General features: G+C 47.9%; 17 protein-coding genes and 2 pseudogenes. 9 read left to right on the forward strand and 10 right to left on the reverse strand.

The genetic code is table 11. The annotated features are described in order from the left end of the window. Positions 1–60: 60 nt before the first annotated feature. A complete protein-coding gene (gene rimO / locus JOY44_RS12290) occupies positions 61–1,416 on the reverse strand; it encodes a 30S ribosomal protein S12 methylthiotransferase RimO (protein WP_171574040.1) in 1,356 nt (451 codons plus the stop codon). A 415-nt stretch (positions 1,417–1,831) separates the two neighbouring features. Between rimO and btpA the strand changes: the two genes are divergently transcribed. The 3 genes from btpA to JOY44_RS12305 all read left to right on the forward strand — a co-directional run bounded on the left by btpA (position 1,832) and on the right by JOY44_RS12305 (position 4,315). Continuing rightward, complete coding sequence (gene btpA / locus JOY44_RS12295) at positions 1,832–2,701, forward strand: photosystem I biogenesis protein BtpA (protein WP_245404923.1); 870 nt, start codon at positions 1,832–1,834, stop codon at positions 2,699–2,701. 26 nt (positions 2,702–2,727) lie between these two features. After that, entirely contained in the window at positions 2,728–3,147 is a 420-nt protein-coding gene (locus JOY44_RS12300) for a hypothetical protein (RefSeq protein ID WP_171574042.1), read from the forward strand. Positions 3,148–3,340: 193 nt separating this feature from the next. After that, a complete protein-coding gene (locus tag JOY44_RS12305; protein WP_171574043.1) occupies positions 3,341–4,315 on the forward strand; it encodes a vitamin K epoxide reductase family protein in 975 nt (324 codons plus the stop codon). Positions 4,316–4,324: 9 nt separating this feature from the next. Here the strand turns inward: JOY44_RS12305 and rnhA are convergent, their stop codons facing one another. From rnhA to JOY44_RS12340, 7 genes are all read right to left on the reverse strand, one after another. Then, positions 4,325–5,206 (reverse strand): ribonuclease HI, encoded by an 882-nt coding sequence (rnhA, locus tag JOY44_RS12310; protein WP_171574044.1) that lies wholly within the window; start codon positions 5,204–5,206, stop codon positions 4,325–4,327. 19 nt (positions 5,207–5,225) lie between these two features. Continuing rightward, complete coding sequence (locus tag JOY44_RS12315; protein ID WP_171574045.1) at positions 5,226–6,614, reverse strand: cytochrome c biogenesis protein; 1,389 nt, start codon at positions 6,612–6,614, stop codon at positions 5,226–5,228. Between the two features lie 55 nt (positions 6,615–6,669). Then, on the reverse strand, positions 6,670–7,404 hold the full coding sequence (locus JOY44_RS12320; protein WP_171574046.1) for a cytochrome c biogenesis protein CcdA: 735 nt from the start codon (positions 7,402–7,404) through the stop codon (positions 6,670–6,672). Between the two features lie 156 nt (positions 7,405–7,560). Then, a complete protein-coding gene (locus JOY44_RS12325; RefSeq protein WP_171574047.1) occupies positions 7,561–8,760 on the reverse strand; it encodes an FtsW/RodA/SpoVE family cell cycle protein in 1,200 nt (399 codons plus the stop codon). A 253-nt stretch (positions 8,761–9,013) separates the two neighbouring features. After that, complete coding sequence (gene pdxH / locus JOY44_RS12330; RefSeq protein WP_171574048.1) at positions 9,014–9,655, reverse strand: pyridoxamine 5'-phosphate oxidase; 642 nt, start codon at positions 9,653–9,655, stop codon at positions 9,014–9,016. Between the two features lie 18 nt (positions 9,656–9,673). Continuing rightward, a complete protein-coding gene (locus tag JOY44_RS12335; RefSeq protein WP_171574049.1) occupies positions 9,674–10,747 on the reverse strand; it encodes a glycosyltransferase family 4 protein in 1,074 nt (357 codons plus the stop codon). Positions 10,748–10,860: 113 nt separating this feature from the next. Beyond that, entirely contained in the window at positions 10,861–11,787 is a 927-nt protein-coding gene (locus JOY44_RS12340) for a hypothetical protein (protein ID WP_203032018.1), read from the reverse strand. Between the two features lie 482 nt (positions 11,788–12,269). Between JOY44_RS12340 and JOY44_RS12345 the strand changes: the two genes are divergently transcribed. Next, a complete protein-coding gene (locus JOY44_RS12345) occupies positions 12,270–14,003 on the forward strand; it encodes an iron uptake porin (RefSeq protein ID WP_171574051.1) in 1,734 nt (577 codons plus the stop codon). A 250-nt stretch (positions 14,004–14,253) separates the two neighbouring features. Further along, positions 14,254–15,342 carry a potassium channel family protein gene (locus JOY44_RS12350; protein WP_171574052.1) on the forward strand — a complete coding sequence of 363 codons (1,089 nt, stop codon included), beginning with the start codon at positions 14,254–14,256 and terminating at the stop codon, positions 15,340–15,342. A 33-nt stretch (positions 15,343–15,375) separates the two neighbouring features. Here JOY44_RS12350 and ylqF read toward each other — a convergent pair whose 3' ends face one another. Then, positions 15,376–16,254, reverse strand: a complete 879-nt coding sequence (gene ylqF / locus JOY44_RS12355; protein ID WP_171574053.1) for a ribosome biogenesis GTPase YlqF — start codon at positions 16,252–16,254, stop codon at positions 15,376–15,378. Between the two features lie 288 nt (positions 16,255–16,542). Between ylqF and JOY44_RS12360 the strand changes: the two genes are divergently transcribed. The 3 genes from JOY44_RS12360 (at position 16,543) to JOY44_RS12370 (ending at position 19,142) form a co-directional block, all read left to right on the forward strand. After that, on the forward strand, positions 16,543–17,097 hold the full coding sequence (locus JOY44_RS12360) for a P-loop NTPase family protein (protein WP_197985236.1): 555 nt from the start codon (positions 16,543–16,545) through the stop codon (positions 17,095–17,097). Positions 17,098–17,256: 159 nt separating this feature from the next. Continuing rightward, the gene (gene dcd / locus JOY44_RS12365) at positions 17,257–17,838 is read left to right on the forward strand and encodes a dCTP deaminase (RefSeq protein ID WP_171574054.1); all 582 of its coding nucleotides are present in this window, start codon (positions 17,257–17,259) and stop codon (positions 17,836–17,838) included. A 128-nt stretch (positions 17,839–17,966) separates the two neighbouring features. Beyond that, positions 17,967–19,142: a class I SAM-dependent rRNA methyltransferase gene (locus tag JOY44_RS12370; RefSeq protein WP_171574055.1), complete on the forward strand. Its 1,176-nt coding sequence runs from the start codon at positions 17,967–17,969 to the stop codon at positions 19,140–19,142. Between the two features lie 135 nt (positions 19,143–19,277). Here JOY44_RS12370 and JOY44_RS12375 read toward each other — a convergent pair. Further along, positions 19,278–20,604 (reverse strand): annotated as a pseudogene (locus JOY44_RS12375) (IS701 family transposase). 134 nt (positions 20,605–20,738) lie between these two features. Between JOY44_RS12375 and JOY44_RS12380 the strand changes: the two are divergent. Further along, a pseudogene (locus tag JOY44_RS12380) lies at positions 20,739–21,609 on the forward strand (IS630 family transposase). Positions 21,610–21,745 lie beyond the last annotated feature (136 nt).

Genomic DNA, 21,745 nt, shown 5'->3' on the forward strand with positions numbered 1-21,745 from the left:
AAGGAAAAGAACCTAACAAAGCCACAACTCTCAAAAGAGTTGCTCTTGGAATGCAGCGATTTAGAGAACAGCTAAAGATTGATGGTCAAATAAATCCGCTGCGGTTGCGATATGACCATACAGGTCATATTCACTAGCATCGTCAATGGCGACTGGCACCAAAGACCCTAAACTCGCTTCACCAGAAACGTATACCAAGCCATCAACCTCTGGCGAGAAACGAGATGAGCGACCGAGCAATTCCCCAGTTTCAGGATTTTCTTGCTCAATCAACACGTTGACAACCTTGCCAATTTCCAGATGATTCTTCTTAAAAGAAATCGGCTGCTGAACCTGCATTAAGGCTTGACGGCGCTGGTTCATAACAGCTTGAGGAAGTTGGTTTGGAAGAGTATAGGCGGGAGTTCCCTCCTCCGGGGAAAACGTAAACACGCCTACATGATCAAATTCATGTCTTTTAACGAACTCTAGTAAATGCTCGAAGTGTTCGTCTGTTTCACCTGGAAAGCCCACTATAAAGGTCGTTCGCAAAACAGAGTTAGGAACGGACTCCTTAATACGACTGATAATCGTATCATTTACCTGCCCTTGCCAAGGACGATTCATCAATCGCAGCACTTCAGGGTGTGAATGCTGTAAAGGTAAATCCATGTATGGCAAAACGTTTGGCGTTTCTTGAATCGCGACCATCACTTCAGGCGTTAATCCGGTTGGATATGCGTAGTGAATGCGAATCCAGGGAACATCTACTTTGCCAAGCGCTCGCAAGAGTTCAGCTAGTTTGGGCTTGCCGTAAATGTCGATCCCGTAGTTTGTCGTAATCTGGGATATCAAGATTAGCTCTTGTACCCCTTCTAACGCCAACCGTTCAGCCTCGGCAACAATGGACTCAATAGTGCGCGATCGCTGATTTCCGCGCAAGTGAGGAATGATGCAGAACGCACAGCGATAATCACATCCTTCAGCAACCCGAAGATAAGCAACTCCCTCAGTCGTAGTGCGATAGCGAGGAGTGGTTTCATCAGCGATGTAAGTAGGCTGCAAAGAAATCTCTGTAACCCGCTCTCCAGTTTCCGCGCGTTGAATTACATCAACGATTTTGTGATAGTCACCTGTGCCTACTAAAGCCACTGCTTCGGGCAGTTCGTCTAGCAACTCCTCTTTAAAGTGCTGCGCCATGCACCCTGTGATCACAATTTTTTTATCGGCTTCAGCAAGTTCAACCAGCGTGCGAACAGATTCTTCGCGAGCAGATTGAATAAAGCTACAGGTGTTGACAATAACGTAGTCTGCTAATTCCTCGTTCGCGTCTACTGAATAGCCAGCCTGAACCAGCAAACCCAGCATATGCTCAGTGTCAATCCTATTCTTCTCACAGCCTAGATGTGAGACAGCAATTGTTGGCTTATTGCCCATGAAGCTAGTAATAATCCTATGAGAGGGTTGTCAGTCGTCGGCCTTCGGCGATCGCGTCGCGACGGACTTCTCCCCTCGCATCAAACCTACTTAGCATTGGCTGTTCGGTTTCTGAGTGCAATCGCTCAGATAATGTTCAATCTACATACTAACTTGAAAATGCAAGTATTACGATACTTTACAAGATAAAGCTTCATCTAGAATTAACAATGGCAATCCTAACGCATTTAGGAGAACGCTATGATTTACTGCAAGGATCGTTCCAGTGAAACGCTATTATTTGGATAGAGCAGTAGCCGCAAAGATAAGGATGAATAACAAAGTGGAGCCTGTGTTATGCAGATACTCTTCGTTTGTCACATTTCACCTATTTAATTGTCATCTGCCCAAGTTGATTGATTCTCTTCACATTTAGATGAGTCCGATTCATAAACACGTGGACTTAATCCAAACTTTCAAAACCTCCAATCCAGTGATTGGCGTTGTCCATCTACTGCCTTTGCCGACATCGCCCCAATGGGGCGGTAACCTCAAAAGTGTTTTAGAACGCGCAGAGCAAGAGGCAGTGGCTTTAGCATCCGGTGGAGTAGATGGCATCATCGTCGAAAACTTTTTCGACGTGCCATTTACTAGCGGTCAAGCTGATCCAGCCGTGATCAGTGCCATGAGCCTGATTGTGCAGCGATTGATGCATATGGTAACGCTACCGATTGGCATCAATGTGTTGCGGAATGACGCTCGGAGTGCTTTGGCGATCGCCACTTGTACCAACGCTCAATTTATTCGAGTAAACGTGCTGACGGGTGTAATGGCAACCGACCAGGGTTTGATTGAAGGTTGTGCCTACGAACTATTGCGCTATCGCCGGGAATTAGGCAGCGATGTCAAAATCTTTGCAGATGTACTAGTCAAACATGCCCGTCCACTTAGCTCTCCAAACCTGACTGTTGCCGTGCAAGATACGATTGAACGAGGGCTTGCGGATGCGATCATTTTATCCGGTTGGGCAACAGGTAGCCCTCCCAGCTTAGAAGACCTAGAGCTTGCCAAGGCTGCCGCTCACAGTACTCCCGTATTTATTGGAAGTGGTGCAGATTGCGAGAATGTGGCTACTTTAATGCAGGCGGCTGATGGCGTGATTACTTGTAGCTCGTTAAAGCGCCATGGTCGTCGTGACCAGCCGATTGATCCGATCCGGGTTAGTCGATTTGTAGAGGCTGTACGTCGGGGGGTACCGATCGAGTCTGAACCTCAATCTCTCTCCTCCGTTCGCTTGCACTCCTAATTTGCATTCGGTTAGAGGACATTGATATGAATCGTCAAATTTACGCGATCGCTTTAGTGGGTCTTTCTGTTGGCGTAGGAGCGATAACTGTTTACCCCTCAGCTATCAGTGCTAAACCTGCTAGTGGAGTTTCTGCAAGCGTTTCTGACAGCAGTGCATTAACAGATTTAGCTCTGCACTTAAAGAAGATCAATGCCAAAATGTATGGCGCTTATTGGTGTTCATACTGTACTCATCAAAAAGAGCTGTTTGGCAAGTCTGCAATTCAATCCATTAGTTATATTGAATGCGATCCCCGTGGAGCAAATGCTAAGCCGAACCTATGCAAAGCAGCCAAGGTGACCGCATACCCAACTTGGGAAATCAATGGAAAGCAATACGTCGGAGTCCAATCTTTAGAAGAATTAGCAAAATGGTCTGGCTACAAAGGCTCCACCAAGTTTTAATCCGGCTTGATGAGCCTGTCGGCTTGTTGTAATGATCGTGTTGTAAAAACCTTTGCCTTGCCTAAATTGACTCTCCTGACGCAGTGTTTGTGAAACTTTAGAGTGTTCCTTAAACACAATTCGGAACAGGATAAGGCAAAATAAAGACGAGGTTCCACGTCCAAGTCTGCTGATAGTTGTATGGGGTTGAGCTATGTCTAGTCTTGCCGGTCGTCGTCGTAATGTTCCATGGATTCATCGTTGGTCACGCCAAATTATTGGGGCGATCGCGATTCTTGGTGCGATCAATACGGCATACATTACTATCACTAAGCTTTCAAAAACCGTTGCTGCCTGTCCCACCAGTGGTTGTGAACGAGTCTTAGACAGCCCTTATGCCACTGTGTTTGGGTTACCCCTGGCTCTGTTTGGTTTAGCTGCTTATATCGGCATGGCAGTCTTTGCGCTAGCGCCCTTGGCAATCAACGTTGAACAAAACCGGAAACTGCGAACCAACCTGGAAGGATTGACTTGGCGGCTGTTGTTTATTGGCGCAACCGCTATGACCGTCTTCAGCGGTTACCTGATGTACATCATGGTGACGCAGTTTGTTTCAAAATTTGGTGCAGGCGGGATTTGTTATTACTGCATTGCCTCTGCCGTGTTTGCTCTCAGCATGTTTGTTCTCACTTTGATTGGACGCGACTGGGAGGATGTGGGTCAACTGGTGATGACGGGGATCATTACGCTGATGGTTACCCTGATTGCAACTCTGCTGATTTATGCAAATCTTTCCCCCGTTGATGGTCGAGGATCGGATGGTAATGCAGGACCTGCGATCGTCAATACTTCTTCTACGGCTGAAATTGAATTGGCAAAGCATCTGAAGCAGATTGGGGCAAAAATGTATGGAGCCTACTGGTGCCCTCACTGTAATGATCAAAAAGAACTGTTTGGCAAGGAAGCCGCTGCAATTTATCCCTATGTGGAATGTGCCTCGGATGCAGTGAACTCCAAAGCAGCGCTCTGCCAAGAAGTTGCGCCCAAAATTGAGAAGCAAACTGGACAAAGTTTTGGGTTTCCTACCTGGGAAATTAAGGGTCAGTATTTGACGGGCACTCAGCAACTGACCGATTTAGCCACCAAATCGGGCTATCAAGGACCACGTAACTTTAAGAATGCGATATAGCTATAGCTTTCAGCTCAGCCGTTCAAGCTGCCAAAGGATCTGGTTCCCCTCGCGGCGAACGCGGGAGACTGTCCAGTTGCGCCAGACCCAATTATCTCCACGACTGGTGACAGCGCTGGCGTTAACATCCATTAAATCTGCAAGTTCTGAACTGGTGATTAAGTAGCTTTTTTCTGCAATCTCATCGGCAATGCGAAGAGCTTCAACAGTGTCGCGTAGTTGAGCGACTTTGACCTCACGGGAAGCGCCATCCACCGTATCTGGCGTGAGAGAGGAATCTGATGTCATCGGTTCAAGAGTTTCAATATTGGTCAGTGTAGAAGTGGATTGGGTTGGGTTGAGCTTCAAGGCAGCTGGCAGCTCAATTTCGACCGATTTAAGAGAGGTGTTTAGAGTTAGGGATTCAGGTTCGTCAGAAACGATTATCTGACTCGTTTGAATTTGGGCAAGCTTAGGATTTTTACCAAGGCTAAAGGCACGGGCGATCGCGTCGCATCGTTCATTGCCTTCATTGCCAGCATGGGCACGCACATAACGCCATTGCACCTGTTTAGAATTTAAAAGATCTAATTCTTGCCAGAGGTCTTTGTTGACGACATCTTTACCTGTGGAGGTCTTCCAGCCTTTTTTTTTCCAGCCTTTGATCCAGTCAGTAATGCCTTTTCTGACATATTCGCTATCGGTGTAGAGTTCGATGGTATCCGTGTGATGATCGGCGAGAAATTTCAGCGCTGCGATCGCGGCTTGCATTTCCATCCGATTATTGGTGGTTTGCCGATCTGCTCCACCCAGTTCATGACGAGAGCCATCGCTGAAATAAACTACCACGCCCCAGCCACCCGGTCCCGGATTGCCGCTACAAGCGCCATCTGTATAAATGCTTTGAATCATTATTCATCCATTTCAACGATCAAGATATCAAGCTCAGAGCTGATTCGTTGGTCTGCTCTAACTGATCCAAAATGCTAATCACTTCTCGTTCAAACGTAACTTGAGCGCGGTTAGTGGTGCCACCTACATGGCATTCTCCACCCGTTTGCAATGCCCAAATTTGAGAGTGGGAAACATAGCTCATCATCACTCCTGCCATCAACAAAGCAAATCCAGCATAAACCAGGGGAATTCCAGGATCAGCTTTAATTTGCAGCCCAGTACTACCAACCAGTTCCAAGATTTTTAGAGTGACTCCATTTACCTCAGTGCCCATCCCTGCTCGCGCTGTGGAAATCAACTTGCCATCGTTACCATAAATAATGAGGGTGCCCTGAAGGTCTTTGGCAATCAGCGATACTCCCTCACTCAGGTCAGGCTTTGTGGGAATCCAGGTGCCCCAAAGTTGCCCTTTGCCGCCAGTATCCAACTGCGCCATGGGCAGTTGAAAGATTGGACTGTTGTTCAGGCGCACCCGCACAGACGAGATCGCCCAAGATGCCTGATACAAAGTTACCCCTTTGTAAGTCAGCGGTTCATTCACATGGATCGTCTTCCGCTTCACTTCTTTACCGGCACTGTCTAACACAGACATATCGGAGTAGAACTGATCAATGTTGCCTTCTGGCGTGTAGTCGATCCAGAAGCGGTTGACTTTAACCGACCAGTCCTTGGGGATTTGAGGCGTTGCCCACGGTCCAGCATCCGTAATATTTTGAATTTGAAAGGTGCTGCCACTGGGAATCATTTCTTGGGCAATAAAGCCAGTCAGGGCACCCATAATGCCACCCAGCAAAATTACTAGAATGCCAATGTGAACGATGATGGGACCAATTCGTCCAATCAGCCCTTTGTGAGCATAGAGCGAATCTCCTTGCCGGAAAATGCGGTAGCGGCGGTTTTCCAAGAGCGGCGCTAAATCATCTAGCGATCGCTGATTTAAAGTGGCGCTTAGAGCAAATTTTTGAAACTGGCGCGGCTGCGTATAAAAATTCCAGGTGCGAGAAAACCAGCGTAGGGAAGGAATTTGCCGCTTAAAGGTGCAGGCCGTCAAACTAGACCCAAACAGGACCAGCAACCCAAGAAACCACCACGTACGATACACATGGTCGAGTCCTAACGCAAGCAACACTTTCCAGGTGAGGAAACCAAATAGGGCAGGCTGTTCGGGATAGTTTGCTTGGTAAAACGCGATCGATTGCCCCTGTTCTAAAACCGTGCCGGAGATGCTGAAGAGAGCAATTAGCAAGAGTAGAGCGATCGCTAACCTTAGATCTGCCAAAAACGGCACCAGTTCACGCTTAAAAAAAGTTTGAGGAACAGCGCCGATGGTAGAAAATTTTGATAAAAAAGTATCTTTTGCAGTCATTGCCTTAGTGCCTTTGAACAATTGCCCCATTGGTAATGAAACATCAACCCAAAATCTAAAAACTGGTTGCTCTAAATAGCAGGGAGAAAACCCCAAATATAACGAGCAAAAGACCGCTGGCAGGCGTAATCCATCCTGACCAGCGCCGCAGTTCCAACAACTTTTTAATCGAGGCGGTGAACGTTCCTGCCACAATCAGTGGAGTCACATAGCCCGCTGTGTATGCCAGCAGCAGCAGACTACCTAACACTGGGTCTTTTGTGGTGGAAATCCAGGCGAGTAGCGTTGCTAAAACTGGCGTGCTGCAAGGAGAAGCAACCAAACCGAAGGTAACGCCAATCAAATAAGACTTTGCACTATCTGGCAATTCTTGAGAAAACCAACCCATACCGCCGAACGAGGGAAGGCTCAAAGGCAATGCCTCCAGCAGATTCAACCCCATCAAAATTGCAATCACGCTGACGACAATTGGCAAACCTAAACCGACTTGCCCATAGATTCGACCGACCACGGCTGCCAAAACACCCAAGCCCGCTAAGGTTGTTGCCAGCCCCAAGGCAAACCAGATAGATTGCACCGCGGCTTGCAGTCGGGTTTTGGCTTCATACCCACCCATGTATCCAATCGTAATTGGCAACATGGACAGCATGCAGGGTGTAAGGCTGGTCAATAAACCTGCAAAAAAAATAATTCCTACACTCACTGGTGTGAGATGGGCAAGTTGAGTTGCTACAAGCGTATTGGCGAACTGAGCCAATTGATAAAGCTGGGTCTGGAAGGCTTCAAACATTCTTTCTGTGCGATCGCGCTTTAAACCAGCGCCTGCACAAACTACAAGCGCTCGCTAAACATACCTCTCTATCTTAATCGCCTTAATGCCCTGTAACGAGAGGCGATAAGTTACACGACGGGAAATCGCGGGAACGAGGGGCAATTCCCACAGGGATCATTTTACGAATCGTGGCTTTAGAGAAATAGGCTTGCGGTTGGAACGATGGTCATCCAAGCGCACTACCTTCGACTCGCCGCTCTCTCTCGCCACTCGAACTAGCAAGCCTGCTGATATCAAGCTGGAGATCATCGAACTGCCACCATAGCTGAGCATGGGAAAGGGTAAGCCCGTCGTCGGCAACACGCCCGTTGCTACACCGATATTCAACAAGGATTGCCCAACCAATAACACCATAATCCCGATCGCCACCAAACGATGAACGGTCGTACTAGCTTTCAGCGCTACTTTCAATGCCAACGTCGCATACACCGCCAGCATCAACAGCAGCATTAAGCAGCCCAAAAAGCCAAACTCCTCAGCAAAAACCGCAAAAATAAAATCAGTATATTGAATTGGAAGATAAAACAATTTTTGCTGAGACAGACCAAATCCAGTTCCCCAAACCCCACCCGAAGCAACCGCTAGAATACTTTGAATAAGCTGATAGCCGTTCCCATGGGGATCGACCCAAGGATTCAAAAATGAAAGGATGCGCTGCAACTGATAGGAACGCAAACTGACACTCAACGCCACAACCAGTAAGCCACCAAACGCTGTCCCTGCTAACTGCACGTAAGGCAGACCTGCACCTAAAGCAATCAGCCACAGCATCATGCCGCACAAAGCCGCAGTACTTAGATTTGGCTGTAGCAACACACCCGCCACAACTACCAAGAAAATCCCTAGCCAAGTGATCCGAATTGACCAACGTAGCCGATTCCACTGAGAGAAAATTCGCGCACTTTGCATCACTAGAAAAGGCTTAATTAGTTCGGACGGTTGCAGGGGGAACGGACCAATAAATAACCAGCGAGATGAGCCATTAACAAGAATGCCGACCCCTGGAATTAGCGTCACTAATATTAGCCCTAAGACAATCAGCAACCCCCAATCAGCAACCCCAAGAATGAAGCGAACTGGGGTATGAACCAAGAGATTAAAACCAACCAAACCAATGAGAACCCAAACAACTTGGAGTTTGAAGTAATACAGCCCATCTCCCTGCTCCGCATCACCAACGGCATAGGCGGCAGAAAATACCATTGCCAAGCCAATAAATAGCCAAACAAAAGTCAGCCAACGAAGCACTCGCGCTTCTAAAGACCAATCTTGGGCAGTGGTATCAAAAAATGGAATTAGGTGACGTAGGTTCACAAGCTTCTAACTGAAGATCTTGGGCAGAAAGAGAAAACTAGGGCGCTGCTGTTACTTTTTAAGTTGCTATTAAGGTGATCAGTCTAAGGCAGACTCTGCAATCAGACAATACTTGCAACTAAATTTAGGGTCTACTAAAAAATTAACCTGAAGGAACGCTGAATCCAGCATCTTCTCAAAAGCACATGCCCTCATTGCAGCAGCGCGGTGTGCGACTTTGCTGAAATGGCGCAATGACCACAATGCACTAAATTTAAGGTGACAAACGCTCAATCATCCAATTGTCAGCTTCAAATTGATAGCGTAAGCGATCGTGAAGTCGGCTAGGTCGTCCTTGCCAAAACTCGATCGCATGGGGAACCACCCGAAACCCGCCCCAGTGAGCCGGACGCGGTACATCTTGATTCTGATATTCCTGATCTAGGTCTGCTAAACGCTGTTCCAACACTTCCCGATTTGGGATGACCTGGCTTTGCTCCGATGCCCAAGCACCCAACTGGCTGCTTTTAGGGCGGCTATGAAAGTACATCTCCGTCTCTTGGTCGGCAATTTTTTCGACGGCACCTGCAATTCTTACCTGTCGCTCCAGTTCGCCCCACAAAAACACCAGTGCCGCCTGTGGATTGCTAATGAGCTCCTGTCCTTTTTGACTGTTGTAGTTGGTATAAAACACAAATCCTCGCTCATCTACACCCTTAAGTAGCACAATCCGCGCCGAGGGGGTGCCGCTGGTGCTAGCGGTAGCCAGGGTCATGGCATTGGGTTCCAGCAAGTTTGCTGTTACCGCTTGATTAAACCAGATTTGAAATTGTTGGATCGGGTCAGGGTGAATGTCGGCTTCTAAAAGCGATTGGCGAGTATAGTTCAATCTCAGATCGGCGATCGACAGGTTCATAGCAAACGGATAAATAAACTAAAGATATTCTCGCAAGATCGCAGCGGTTGCTTCTCCAGTGTTTGTCCAGTTAAACTGCCTTGCTCTAGAAAGGCTTGCCTGTTGCAGTTGAGTTCTGAGGCTAGGATCAGCAGCGATCGCTTGCATTGCCTGGGCGATCGCGTCCACACTATAGGGATCAACCAACAAAGCCGCTTCTCCCGTCACCTCTGGTAAAGAAGACAGGTTGGAGGTGATCACCGGAGTGCCACACGCCATCGCTTCCAGCACAGGCAAACCGAAGCCTTCCCAAAGACTGGGCATCACCAGCGCGATTGCCTGACCAATAATTTTCGGCAATTCTGAGTAAGGAACATAGCTCAAAAACTTGACTTGATCCATTAGTTTTAGAGATTCAATTTGCCTCATTAAATCGGGCGTGTAGCGATCGTCCATGGGTCCTGCAATCCACAATTCATAAGCTGAAAAGCTTGGTATGGATGCAAAAGCGCTGAGCAATTGCGGAAGATTTTTATAGGGATCGTTGCGTCCTAAATAAAGAAAATAATTGCTAGTTGGCAACCCCAAAAAGCGAAAATTCTCTGCATCATGCGCCAATAGAATCGGGGTAATTTTTTTGGCAGAAATTCCAAAAAAATTAACGATATCCTGTGCAGTTGCCTGAGAGTTACAAATAATATGTTCGGCTTGATCTAAGACTTGGGGCAAATAGTAGCGTTGATACAGCCAGAGGGGCGTATTTTTGCGGAAAAAACGCAGTGGAATGAGGTCGTGAACAGTAACGATGGATCGACAATTAGACCACAAAGGCGCTTCAGGAATGGGAGAAAATAAAAGACGCGATCGCGTTGTCTGATAAAGTCTGGGTGCCTGAAACTGAGTCCATAATAAGCGAGAAAAATGCCCTTTTCTTCCCTGCTCATGAGTCAGATTATTAGGAACTGAATAACACTCAAATCCATCCTGCTCTTGCGCCACAAATAAAGCTGGATCAAGCGATTTTAAGTGAGGTAACAGATTAATCGCGTAAGTTGCCAATCCCGTTGGGGCGATCGGCAAAAATGTCAAATTAATCGATAAAGCATGGGTCATGAACTGCCTTCCAGCGAAATCACCCTTTCAAATTTTGGATGCTGAGATATGGGATCAAGTCTAAAATCTCGACGAAACTAAGCGATCGCATGGTTCACGATCAATTGCTGCTTCTACTCTCCCTTTTCCGTAACCTCATCCGGTGACTGCTTATACACAACCGACGACAGCACATGAACGACATTCTGTTTATTTTGCAAAATGTTCAAAAACAGAGTCTTATTATCCTTAGAAACTCTGAAAACCTTGCGGCTCGGTTCATCTCTCACTAAATCCGCTTTAAATTGCTTTTCTCCAAGCTCTTTGCGAAAGTACTTTGTCACCTCTGCGATCGCCCCATTTTCAACCACGCGACAGTTATCTCCCAACCCTAAGCCAAAGCAATCTCCCGTAGAAGATTGAAACTGAGGGAAATTTGCAAAAGCTGTCGCAGACACTCCACCTCTAGAAACAGTTGCAGATGGCGAAACATTGGCATCCGCATCAGAACTTGGCTCGACAGTCTCAGCAGTTTCTCCAGGGGATGAACTAGAACTTTGTTCAGTTGTGCTGGCGTCACTATCAGTCGGTGTTGCAGCGGCTTTTGCAGACACCGATTTTGTCGCTTTTTTGACAGGACTGGCAGCGATGGCAGATTTGCCGAAGGATGTTGCAGAATCGGCACTAGAATCAGTCGATGGAGATGCATCCGTATCAGAATCACTAGAATCACTCGTTGAGCCAGCTTCCTCAGAGTCTGAAGCGTCTGAAGAATTGCCAACTTCTGAAGAATTGCTAACTGATGTGCCGAGAGGCGGAATCTTTACCCCAGTTGATGTCATCGCTTCCAAGGGTGATTCCGTCGGAATTTGCGTGACTTTAATTGGATTTTTTTGATCGTCAGGCGTTTTCAGCGTTTCTTTAGCGGGAATTGGCAAGGTTAACACTGCCGCATGGATTCCCAATGCCAAAACCACCATGGGCAACAGCAGCGATCGCTCAGAAGCAAATAAATTTCTCAACTCAGGCAATCGATTTCTCAAAGCAGACAACTGATGCATAAGAAAATCCATCAACAACAGAACAAGCTCATGGAAAATGACGTAGCTGGATTGAAATCTAGCTTTTTTGCAGGATAACCCAATGACCGTATGAATCTCGCTTCACTTTACCTGTCATACAGTCACTTTAATCTAGTGACTTAGCGGTCTATCTACCAATTAATATTCCTCCTCCAACTTCCTTTGCTTAGGCTTCTTGCTTTCTTAACCTACTGTTATATTTTTGTTTGTTTTAACTTAACTGCTTGAAGGGTACTCTTAAAAAAGAATAGTCGAACCTCATAGCGATGCAGTTTTTTGTGCTCATTGCTACGTTTGGTTGATTAATTTAGTAAGCGTTGTGAATCCCTCAGGTCAATTGTTTGATAAGCCTGATGGTTCAAGGATACTAGCTCTATTTCGCTGTTCCTGCCTAAGTTTGCTTCCATTGCAGACGCTTAATGCATTACCATGTTTATTCAGTTGGATGTGAGGATCGAAATATGTCACGTATTGCTTGGAATTCTTTTTGGTTAGCGCCTGCGCTGCTCGGAGCAACTGCATTTTCAGCTTTTGCCCAAACGTCTGTCGCTCCCCAAGATTCTGTAATCAATCAAGTTTCCTCCTACAGTGCTGAAGGCAAGTCCTCGGCCACCTTGGGTCAAGTTACTTCCGTATCTCAGCTAACTGACGTTAGACCCACTGACTGGGCATTTCAAGCACTGCAATCTTTGGTAGAGCGTTATGGTTGTATTGTTGGTTATCCCGACAGAACCTACCGCGGTAACCGTGCCTTGACCCGGTATGAGTTTGCAGCTGGTTTGAATTCTTGCTTAGACAAAATTCAAGAGTTGATTGCTGCAGCAACCGCTGACTTCGTCAAGAAAGAAGATTTAGAAGTTGTTAAAAGGCTGCAAGAAGAGTTTGCTTCGGAACTAGCGGCTCTGCGCGGTCGGGTTGAATCGCTAGAAGTTCGTACTGCAACTTTGGAGAAGCAACAGTTCTCAACTACCACCAAGCTAAGCGGTGAAGTCGTTTTTGCTGTTGCTGATACCTTTGGCGATCGCGCTACCCGCAGTGGTAATGATGGCTTTGTTGGTAATGGTGTAACGAGCCTCGCCACTGAACGCCGCCTCGAAGATGACCGCACCGAAACAATTTTTGGTAGCCGAGCTCGTATTGCTCTTGATTCTAGCTTCAATGGCCGCGATCGCCTCCGTGTTCGCCTACAAGGACGCAACATCACTCCCTTTGCTGGAGCTTTCACAGGCACCAACGGAACTCGCTTAGGATTTGATGGCAATGAATCTAATGCGGTTAACATAGATCATTTGTATTATCGCTTTCCAGTCAGCAGCAATCTGCGTTTCCAGATTGATGCTGTTCAAAGCAGAATCTACGATTCAATGATTGAAACCTTAAGCCCATTTGCGTCTAGCGGAGCAGGTTCGGTCTCTCGTTTCGGTCGTTTCAACCCTATCTATCGCTCCAACAATCAAGGACTCGTCAGTTCTCCGGGAGCGTCTTTTGAATACAAGTTTGGTAAGGCCCTTGCATTGCAAGGGGGTTATTTTTCAGACCAAAATGCTAATGACCCTGGCGAAAAAAATGGTTTGTTTAATGGAAGCTTCGCTGCAGTTGGGCAGCTTGTTTTTCGCCCTAGCAGCAAAATCGATTTAGGCTTAACCTATGTTCGCTCTTACAATCCTGGTGTTTCACCAGCCACATTGTTTAACCAAGGTGCTCCTAACCTCTTTGGTAGCACGGGCACAGGTTACGCTGCTAACCCTTTTAACGGACAGGCTACCTCAACCGATAGCTTTTCAGCCCAGTTGCAATGGCGTTTAACCCCCAAAGTCGTTGTGGGTGGATGGTATGGATATAGCTTTGCTAACAACCGTCGTACCAATGAAGAAGCTAAAATTTCTAACTTTGCTGGTTTCTTAGGCTTCCCTGATTTGGGCAAAAAAGGAAACTTGCTAGGACTGACGTTTGGTATGCAGCCTCGCGTTCTAGATAATGACTATCGCAATCGCCTTGCAAATGGACTTCCCAACCCTGCAAGTCGTCGTCGCTTAGATGAGGAGCCTCCTTATCATGCTGAAGCGTTTTATCGCTATCGCTTGAGTGACAATATTGCAATTACACCAGGTGTGGTTATGCTCATTAATCCAGAAGGAAATAGTGACAATGCTACCCAGTTTGTGGGTGTTATTCGGACCACATTCAGCTTCTAAGTTGACGTAGGTTGCAAATTTAATCTAAAGGCACCCTTCATTCTTGGAGGGTGCTTTTTTATCCAGAACTATAGAGATTCATGTATTCTTCAGGTGGTACTCCATTCCTCTGATGGCGATCGCTATCCTTGCTCTATCGCACTAGTATTTTTATATTTACAGGCAAGACCTTGCTGTAAATTCAGTCAAACCGCGATCGCTCGAATGAAGGTACGCAATAATCACGGGTGAGAACTTTATTGTTTAGCTTGTGAGCACGGGAAAACTTTCCAATCCTCAAATCCGCGTTGAACAGCAGTTTCGCCGCATTCAGCAACAGTTGATTGGCGGCGCACTGTCGCTGGTGGGTGTGTTTCTGCTGGGCAGCAGTTGGTACCACCTGGTGGAAGGGTGGCGCTGGCTAGATGCGGCGTATATGACGGTGATTACGCTGGCAACGGTGGGATTTTTGGAGGTGAATCCTCTGGGCGATCGCGGTCGCATCTTCACCATCGTTTTGATTTTGTTAGGCGTAATCAGTATTGGTTACATCGTCAATCGGTTTACCGATGCGTTAATCCAGGGTTATTTTCAAGAAGGATTGCGACTGCGACGACTGCAAAAACAAATGGAAAAATTATCTGATCACTATATTATTTGTGGCTTTGGGCGGATGGGACAGCAAATTGCCACAGAGTTTCAAGCAGAGGGCATCACCTTTGTGGTGGCTGATTTTGGGCATGACCCCGTGGTGATGGCTGAGCAGTTGGGCTACACGGCGATTCAGGGTGATGCCACCCTCGATGAAACCTTAATACGGTTGCAAATTGAACAGGCAACTTGTTTGATTGCAGCGCTGCCATCAGACGCGGAAAATCTCTACACCGTCCTATCTGCGAAAACGCTGAACCCATCTGTACGGGCGATCGCTCGTGCCAGCACCGAGGAGGCATTAGTCAAACTGCAACGCGCCGGAGCCGATGCAGTAGTATCACCCTACATCACAGGCGGTAAGCGGATGGCATCGGCGGCATTGCGACCGCAAGTGATGGATTTTGTAGATGGCATTCTTTCCGGTGGCGATCGCACCTTCTATATGGAGGAGTTTGAGCTAACCACACCCAACAATCCCTATGTGGGGCAAACCTTGAGAGAAGCCAAGCTGCGATCGCAATCTGGAGCATTAGTGCTTGCCATCCGTCGCTTAGATGGCACTCCTATTGTTGGACCCAACGCCGACACTGTTCTGATGCAAGGAGATCACCTCATCTGCATGGGCACCGCCGACCAAATTCGCTTGCTCAACCAAATTCTATTCCCTATGAAGACCGCTTTCCCTCGCCCACCGAAGAAGAGTTGAGTTCGGAGTTCAGAGTTCGGGTTTATGGCGCGATTACCCCTCGCCCCTCACCTCTCGCCCATCATCATTCTCTGTGGGTGGCATTTCCAAGGCGATCGTGCCTAGCTGCCCCACCCGAAAATCATTGAGTAACTGCCGTGCCGTTCGTTCCACATTGTCCTGGTAGCGAAATTTTGCCAAGGCGTGCAGGTAATCTTCGCCCGTTAAGTCTTCCAGAGACAGGTTATAGCGAGTCTGGAGAGCCATTTCTGCTTGAATAGGTCGGAGTAAGTCGATTAAGATTGCGGCTACCCGCTGATTGTCGTAAGAAGCTTCGCCGATATCATCACAAATTGCTAGTTTAATGGCAGAGAGCTGATTCGTGAGTTTAGAGGGCAACACTCCTGGGGCATCGAGTAGCTCAATCTGGTCGGAAATGCGAACCCATCGCAGTTGGCGGGTCACTCCAGCACGGCGAGAACTAGCAACCACGCGCCGATTGAGCAGCCGATTGATTAATGCAGACTTGCCCACATTTGGGAAGCCCATCACCACAGCCCGCACCGGACGCGGCAACATATCGCGATCGCGCCTGCGCTGATTCATCTTTTCCCCGGCTGTTTGCGCTGCTCTTGTAATCGCCTCAATCCCTTTACCATGTTGAGCATCTGTAAACAGCGGTTCCTCGCCCCGTTCCCGAAACCATCCTGTCCACTGTTGCCGCGCCGCCATCGAAATCATATCCATCCGGTTCAGCACTAGAACTCGCTCTTTGGTGCCAATCCACTGCTTCACTTGTGGATGCTCTGTAGACAGTGGAATTCGGGCATCTCGCACTTCTAGCACCACATCTACCCGCTTAAGCTGTTCTTGCAGGGCTTTTTCGGCCTTAGCAATGTGACCGGGATACCATTGAATTGGCGGAGACGTCATGAGTTAAACAGCCAAAATTGAGAAAGAGCCTGATGCTTTATGGTACTACCTGTGTCTGTATTTATTTATTAGGGGCTGTCTGGCAGGTGACAGCATTTAACTTTGTATATTTAGGTTTGCGTCTACTATCTCTCCTCTGTAGAGAAGATACATCCAAGATAAGTAATCCATTCATAAATCAGAAGCATCACAAAATGTAGCGTTAATTAAGCAGAAAACTTGAGAAAGTACGCTATATTTTGCCTATCTCAAAAGTCTAGTTTCTAGAATGCTCCACTTTTTCTGTTCATGACGCAGGCAAAATTAATGGTTTCACAGGTCGAGACCCCGATCCCAGATGTGAGCCTTCATCCGGCTCATTCTATTGAAGGACTGGTACAGGTATTTACTTGCACCCACCGCAGTTTTTTTACAAATGTCATGGCACAAGCGCTTCGCATTGCCGGACAAGGCACTCCCGTCCTAGTCGTACAGTTTCTTAAAGGTGGGATTGCTCAAGGCTACGAACATCCTGTGCAATTGGGGCAGAGCCTCGACTGGATTCGATGCAACTTATCCCGCTGTATCGATACGCCCGTCTTGGACGACGACGAGCAGAAATCCCTGGAAGAACTATGGCTTTACACTCAAGACGTTGTTTGTCAGGGAAAATACGAACTGGTTGTGCTGGATGAACTCAGCCTCGCTATTACCTTTGGGTTAATTTCAGAAGGCGATGTGCTAGCCTTTCTGAAAAAACGTCCCCGCAACGTAGATGTTATTTTGACGGGACCCGAAATGCCGCGATCGCTCCTTGATGTCGCCGACCAAATCACCGAACTCCGCCGTAGCCACCAACCGTGAGGAACAGGGTTTGAGGTTCGGAGTTCGGGGTTCGGGGTTCGGGGTTCAACTCCAAACTCCTTCGCACTCTGCACTCTAGAACGAGCCTTTATTAAAGCGTTTACCTGTTGATTCGCACTCCGCACTCCCAACTCCGCACTCCCAACTCCCCGAACTCCTATGATCAAAAACGACACTTGGATTACTGAAATGGCAGCGAAGGGCATGATTGCTCCCTTTGAGCCTCAACTGGTGCGCCATGCCAATGGTTTACCCGTGATTTCCTATGGGCTAAGTAGCTATGGCTATGACTTGCGTTTATCGGCGGCAGAATTTCGCATCTTTCGCCATATTCCCGGCAAAGTGGTTGATCCGAAGCATTTTAACCCTGCCAATTTGGAAGCCACCGAGCTACACACGGATGAAAACGGCAGTTTCTTCATCTTGCCTGCCCACTCCTATGGCTTAGGCGTAGCGTTGGAACGGTTGGCAGTGCCGGAAAATGTGACGGTGATTTGCATTGGCAAAAGCACCTATGCTCGCACTGGGCTAATTGCCAATCTCACCCCGGCTGAGGCAGGTTGGCGCGGCTATTTGACCCTAGAATTTTCTAATTCCTCTAGTGCCGACTGCCGCATTTACGCGAATGAAGGGGTGGTGCAATTAATCTTTTTAGAAGGTGCGCCCTGTGCGGTGAGCTATGAAACCCGCCAAGGGAAGTATCAAGACCAATTGGAGCAGGTGACGCTGGCACGAGTTTAGTACGGAGTACGGAGTGCGGAGTGGATAGAGTAGGCAGGTTAATGAATTGCTCCGCCCTGCTGCCGTTGCTTTGTTTCCTGTCCCCGAACCCTGCCCCTTGACCCCTGAACCTCGAACTCCGAACCCTCATGAATTTTCCTCGAATTGTTTTACAAAACAGCAAAGCCGATGCCGTCCGGCGGTTTCACCCGTGGATTTTTTCGGGTGCAATTAAGCAGAAAGATCCAGAGTTGCAAGAGGGGGCGATCGCGGAGGTGTTCAGCGCCAGTGGAGATTTTTTGGCGATCGGTCACTATTGTGGCGGCAATATTGCGGTCAAAATCCTTGCTTTTGAGCCAGTTACCAGCGTTGAGAAGCTGTTCTTAGACCGATTTCACCGTGCCTATGAGGTGCGGCGACAGGTGGGTCTGGCGGAGAGTGACGTAACCAACTGCTATCGCCTGGTGAATGCTGAGGGCGACGGGCTACCAGGCTTGATTGTGGATTGGTACAACGGCACGGCGGTGATGCAAGCCTATTCGCTGGGGATGTATGAGCAGCGATCGCAGATTGTGGAGTGCTTGCAGTCAGTCTATGGCGATCGCTTGAAAGCGGTGTACGACAAAAGCGCGACGGTGCTATCCAAAACGCAGTCTACGAATCAGTATTTGCTTGGCGAAAAATCCGACGGAGTGGTGCAGGAATACGGTCACCGCTTTTCAGTGGATTGGGAAGAAGGGCAAAAAACAGGCTTCTTTTTAGACCAGCGAGAACATCGACAATTGCTTGCCCAGTACGCCAAAGGTAAGCGAGTGCTGAATACCTTTTGCTACTCTGGCGGCTTTTCGGTATATGCCGTGGATGCGGATGCGGAGGTAGTGCATTCAGTGGATAGTTCGGCAAAAGCGATCGCCCTGACCGAAGACAACATTGCGCTCAACAATCCCCACCAAGTTGAGCATGAATCCGTGGCTGCCGATGTGTTTGACTATCTCAAAGGCTGCGACCCGGTGTATGACATCATCATTCTCGACCCGCCTGCCTTTGCCAAAAATCTATCCGCCCGCCATCAAGCGGTGATGGCATATAAACGGCTGAACCAAATGGCATTTGATAAGCTGCGACCGGGCGGCATGGTGTTCACCTTTTCTTGCTCCCAAGTGGTGACTCCTGACTTATTTAAGGGCGCAGTTATGGCTGGGGCGATCGAATCTCGAAAAGCCATTCAGGTGTTGCATTCTTTGGCTCAGCCCGCCGACCATCCCACCAGCATTTATCATCCCGAAGGTCTATATCTCAAGGGATTGGTGCTAAGCGTGGAGTAAGTAAGAGGGAAAAACCAACATTGACTCTTACCCCTGGGACTTACCATGGCAAAGCTGTCACCCCCGAGATCGCGATGGGACAGGACTTCAAAGGCAAACTATCCTTGGCACTCTATCTATCCCTCATTAATCACTCTAAGCAGATGAAAAGATAAGTTGGAGGTTTAGCTGATGCACCCGTGGACAGATAAACTGATTCATCTTCTGCGTCAGTTGCTCAAACCCTAACTGAAGGGAAGCAATGGGAAAAACCGTCAACCAGTGTTTAAGCCAATTGAAGCAAACTAAAGGTTGAATAACTAAACGCAAGTTGTTGAGTAAGTTCTTCCAACCGCTCTGGTTATTCCACCACGGGTGCTGCGAAAACCGCTGATGGGCCAGTGGACAGGAGTCGTTGAATGGGTCGGCAAACAAACTGACCATCAAAAACGTACTCATGACCAACTCCCACCACTTCTCAATCTGCTCATAGCGGGTCATACGAAAGTCTGCCCACCCGAGTGCATCTTTGGCTTGTTTGAGACCATACTCAATCCAGGTTCTAAAGCCATAACTGTCACCAATATCTTTGAGTTTGATTGCCGGGGCACAGACCATGACATAGGACGTTGAGTTGTCCGGTAACGTGTCAGGGTCAGTGGTCAACAGCCAGTACTGCTTGCGGTGGCTTTTGCCGTAAATCACCTCAGCCATGTGACGGGTTTCTGTCGTGCCATTACTAAAGGTGCGCTTGAAGGTCTGCCAAGGCTCCTGGTACACCTCCTGGTCTTGCGGTAGCCACAAAGCATGGTTGCTGCGAATCGCCAGGATGTAAGGTAGGTTTAATTCATCTAGCACATCGACAAAGTTGACTTTACTTTCGCCATACAAGCTATCGGCGAGCACCAGTTCAAACTCAAATCCTAGTGCTTGTAATTGTCGAATCATGGTTGCCGCAATTTGCGGTTTACTTTGATACTCTTCTCCCTCTTTGAGTCGTTCTCTGGGTTTATACACCTCAAAACTCAATGGCACAATCATGCCATCGACTAAGCCGTAGGCAGTGACAGCGACAATGCCATTTTCCTTCTTACCGACGTTGCCGATGTATTGCCGTTTGACGTAATCAGTGCTTTTTCCCTTCTTACAATCTCCAGTTTCATCAATCAGTAATATCAATGACCGACCGTAATATCAATGACCGACCGTTGAGTACCTTGAGGGTCAACTCCAATCGCTTCTGGCGTAACTGTTGCACCTGCCAAGGAGACTCGGTAAGGAAGTGATGTAAGTTTTGCTGATTGTTTAAGCCTACTGCTTTGGCAATGGCAGGTAAGGATTTGCGTTTAATCTCGCTAATCATCCCCAGATGCAGAAGCTTAAAGGCTTCATAGCTGCGCACTTCTGGGAATAAGTCCTCATACAATTGGCAGTATTCATCCACAAAATGTATCGTCGGGCGGGCGGCTCTAGATGCTGGCATGGCAATTGAATCTGGACAAACGTACCTCTATAATAGATAGTCTCTAGTCAGAGTGATTTAAGAGGGCTATAGCAATCGAGAGGATAGTTAAGACAGGATATACAGATACACCTAAGTAGTGGATAGCTATTCCCATGCCTGCTCCTTACAGCGACGACCTGCGCCAAAAAGTACTGGACGCGATTGCTAGTGGACACCGTAAAAGCCACGTCAGCCAACTGTTTAACATTAGCCGCAACACGATTGACCTGTGGCTCAAACGACGAGACGCAACAGGTTCACCCAGTGCTATTCGGCACTATCCACGCGGTCCCCAAGGCAAGATCACTGATTTGGAGCAATTTCGAGTCTTTGCCAAGCAGCATGGACATTTGACGCAGAAGGAGATGGCAGAGCAGTGGGGTCAACCAATCAGTGACCACACCCTGGGTAAAGCCTTAAAGCGGATTGGTTTCACTCGAAAAAAAAGAGCTATGGCTATCGGGAACGGGATGAAGCGCAACGGCAAGTCTGCTTAGCCCAATTGCAAGCCTACCTTCCGGAGCAACTTGTTTATGTGGATGAAGCCGGTGAGGATGACACCGAAGACTATGCCTATGGATGGTGTGAGCAATCCAAGCGATTTGAGGCCCTGAAATTAGGGCATCGAACGGAGCGCATCAGCATGATTGCTGGATGTGTGAGCGTCAAGTGATCGCGCCGATGACCTTCAAGGGCTATTGCGACAGTGTGTTATTTGAAACCTGGGTACAGGAGTTTCTCGTGGCTCAGTTAAAGCCAGGACAAGTGGTCGTGATGGACAATGCCAGTTTTCACAAATCGAGGGTAATTCGAGAGCAGATTGAGCAAGCTGGGTGCCTTGTTCTATTTCTGCCACCCTATTCCCCGGACTTGAACAAGATTGAAAAGTTTTGGGCGCGGCTGAAGCACTACTTACGTAAAACCCTCAATCAGTTTCAAACCCTTTGGGATGCAGTCGATAATGCCTTCAAAGCATTGTCCTAACCAACTGCTCGATTGCTATACATATCCTATTGGTGGTGATCTGGCTCATCCCAGAGCGCCGGATCAAAAAGACGCTACAGTCTTGAGGCGTGATCGTGTGGTTTGAACTTTTTGCAAAACGGCAAGCGTGGCATAA

Source organism: Leptolyngbya sp. Cla-17 (genome assembly GCF_016807185.1).
Classification (GTDB): Bacteria; Cyanobacteriota; Cyanobacteriia; order Leptolyngbyales; family Leptolyngbyaceae; genus ULC077BIN1.

Bases quoted from the DNA above. Each gene is read 5' to 3' on its own strand.
- rimO (WP_171574040.1), bottom strand. From the start codon at position 1,416: ATGGGCAATAAGCCAACAATTGCTGTCTCACATCTAGGCTGTGAGAAG.
- btpA (WP_245404923.1), top strand. From the start codon at position 1,832: ATGAGTCCGATTCATAAACACGTGGACTTAATCCAAACTTTCAAAACC.
- JOY44_RS12300 (WP_171574042.1), top strand. From the start codon at position 2,728: ATGAATCGTCAAATTTACGCGATCGCTTTAGTGGGTCTTTCTGTTGGC.
- JOY44_RS12305 (WP_171574043.1), top strand. From the start codon at position 3,341: ATGTCTAGTCTTGCCGGTCGTCGTCGTAATGTTCCATGGATTCATCGT.
- rnhA (WP_171574044.1), bottom strand. From the start codon at position 5,206: ATGATTCAAAGCATTTATACAGATGGCGCTTGTAGCGGCAATCCGGGA.
- JOY44_RS12315 (WP_171574045.1), bottom strand. From the start codon at position 6,614: ATGACTGCAAAAGATACTTTTTTATCAAAATTTTCTACCATCGGCGCT.
- JOY44_RS12320 (WP_171574046.1), bottom strand. From the start codon at position 7,404: ATGTTTGAAGCCTTCCAGACCCAGCTTTATCAATTGGCTCAGTTCGCC.
- pdxH (WP_171574048.1), bottom strand. From the start codon at position 9,655: ATGAACCTGTCGATCGCCGATCTGAGATTGAACTATACTCGCCAATCG.
- JOY44_RS12335 (WP_171574049.1), bottom strand. From the start codon at position 10,747: ATGACCCATGCTTTATCGATTAATTTGACATTTTTGCCGATCGCCCCA.
- JOY44_RS12340 (WP_203032018.1), bottom strand. From the start codon at position 11,787: ATGCATCAGTTGTCTGCTTTGAGAAATCGATTGCCTGAGTTGAGAAAT.
- JOY44_RS12345 (WP_171574051.1), top strand. From the start codon at position 12,270: ATGTCACGTATTGCTTGGAATTCTTTTTGGTTAGCGCCTGCGCTGCTC.
- ylqF (WP_171574053.1), bottom strand. From the start codon at position 16,254: ATGACGTCTCCGCCAATTCAATGGTATCCCGGTCACATTGCTAAGGCC.
- JOY44_RS12360 (WP_197985236.1), top strand. From the start codon at position 16,543: ATGACGCAGGCAAAATTAATGGTTTCACAGGTCGAGACCCCGATCCCA.
- dcd (WP_171574054.1), top strand. From the start codon at position 17,257: ATGATCAAAAACGACACTTGGATTACTGAAATGGCAGCGAAGGGCATG.
- JOY44_RS12370 (WP_171574055.1), top strand. From the start codon at position 17,967: ATGAATTTTCCTCGAATTGTTTTACAAAACAGCAAAGCCGATGCCGTC.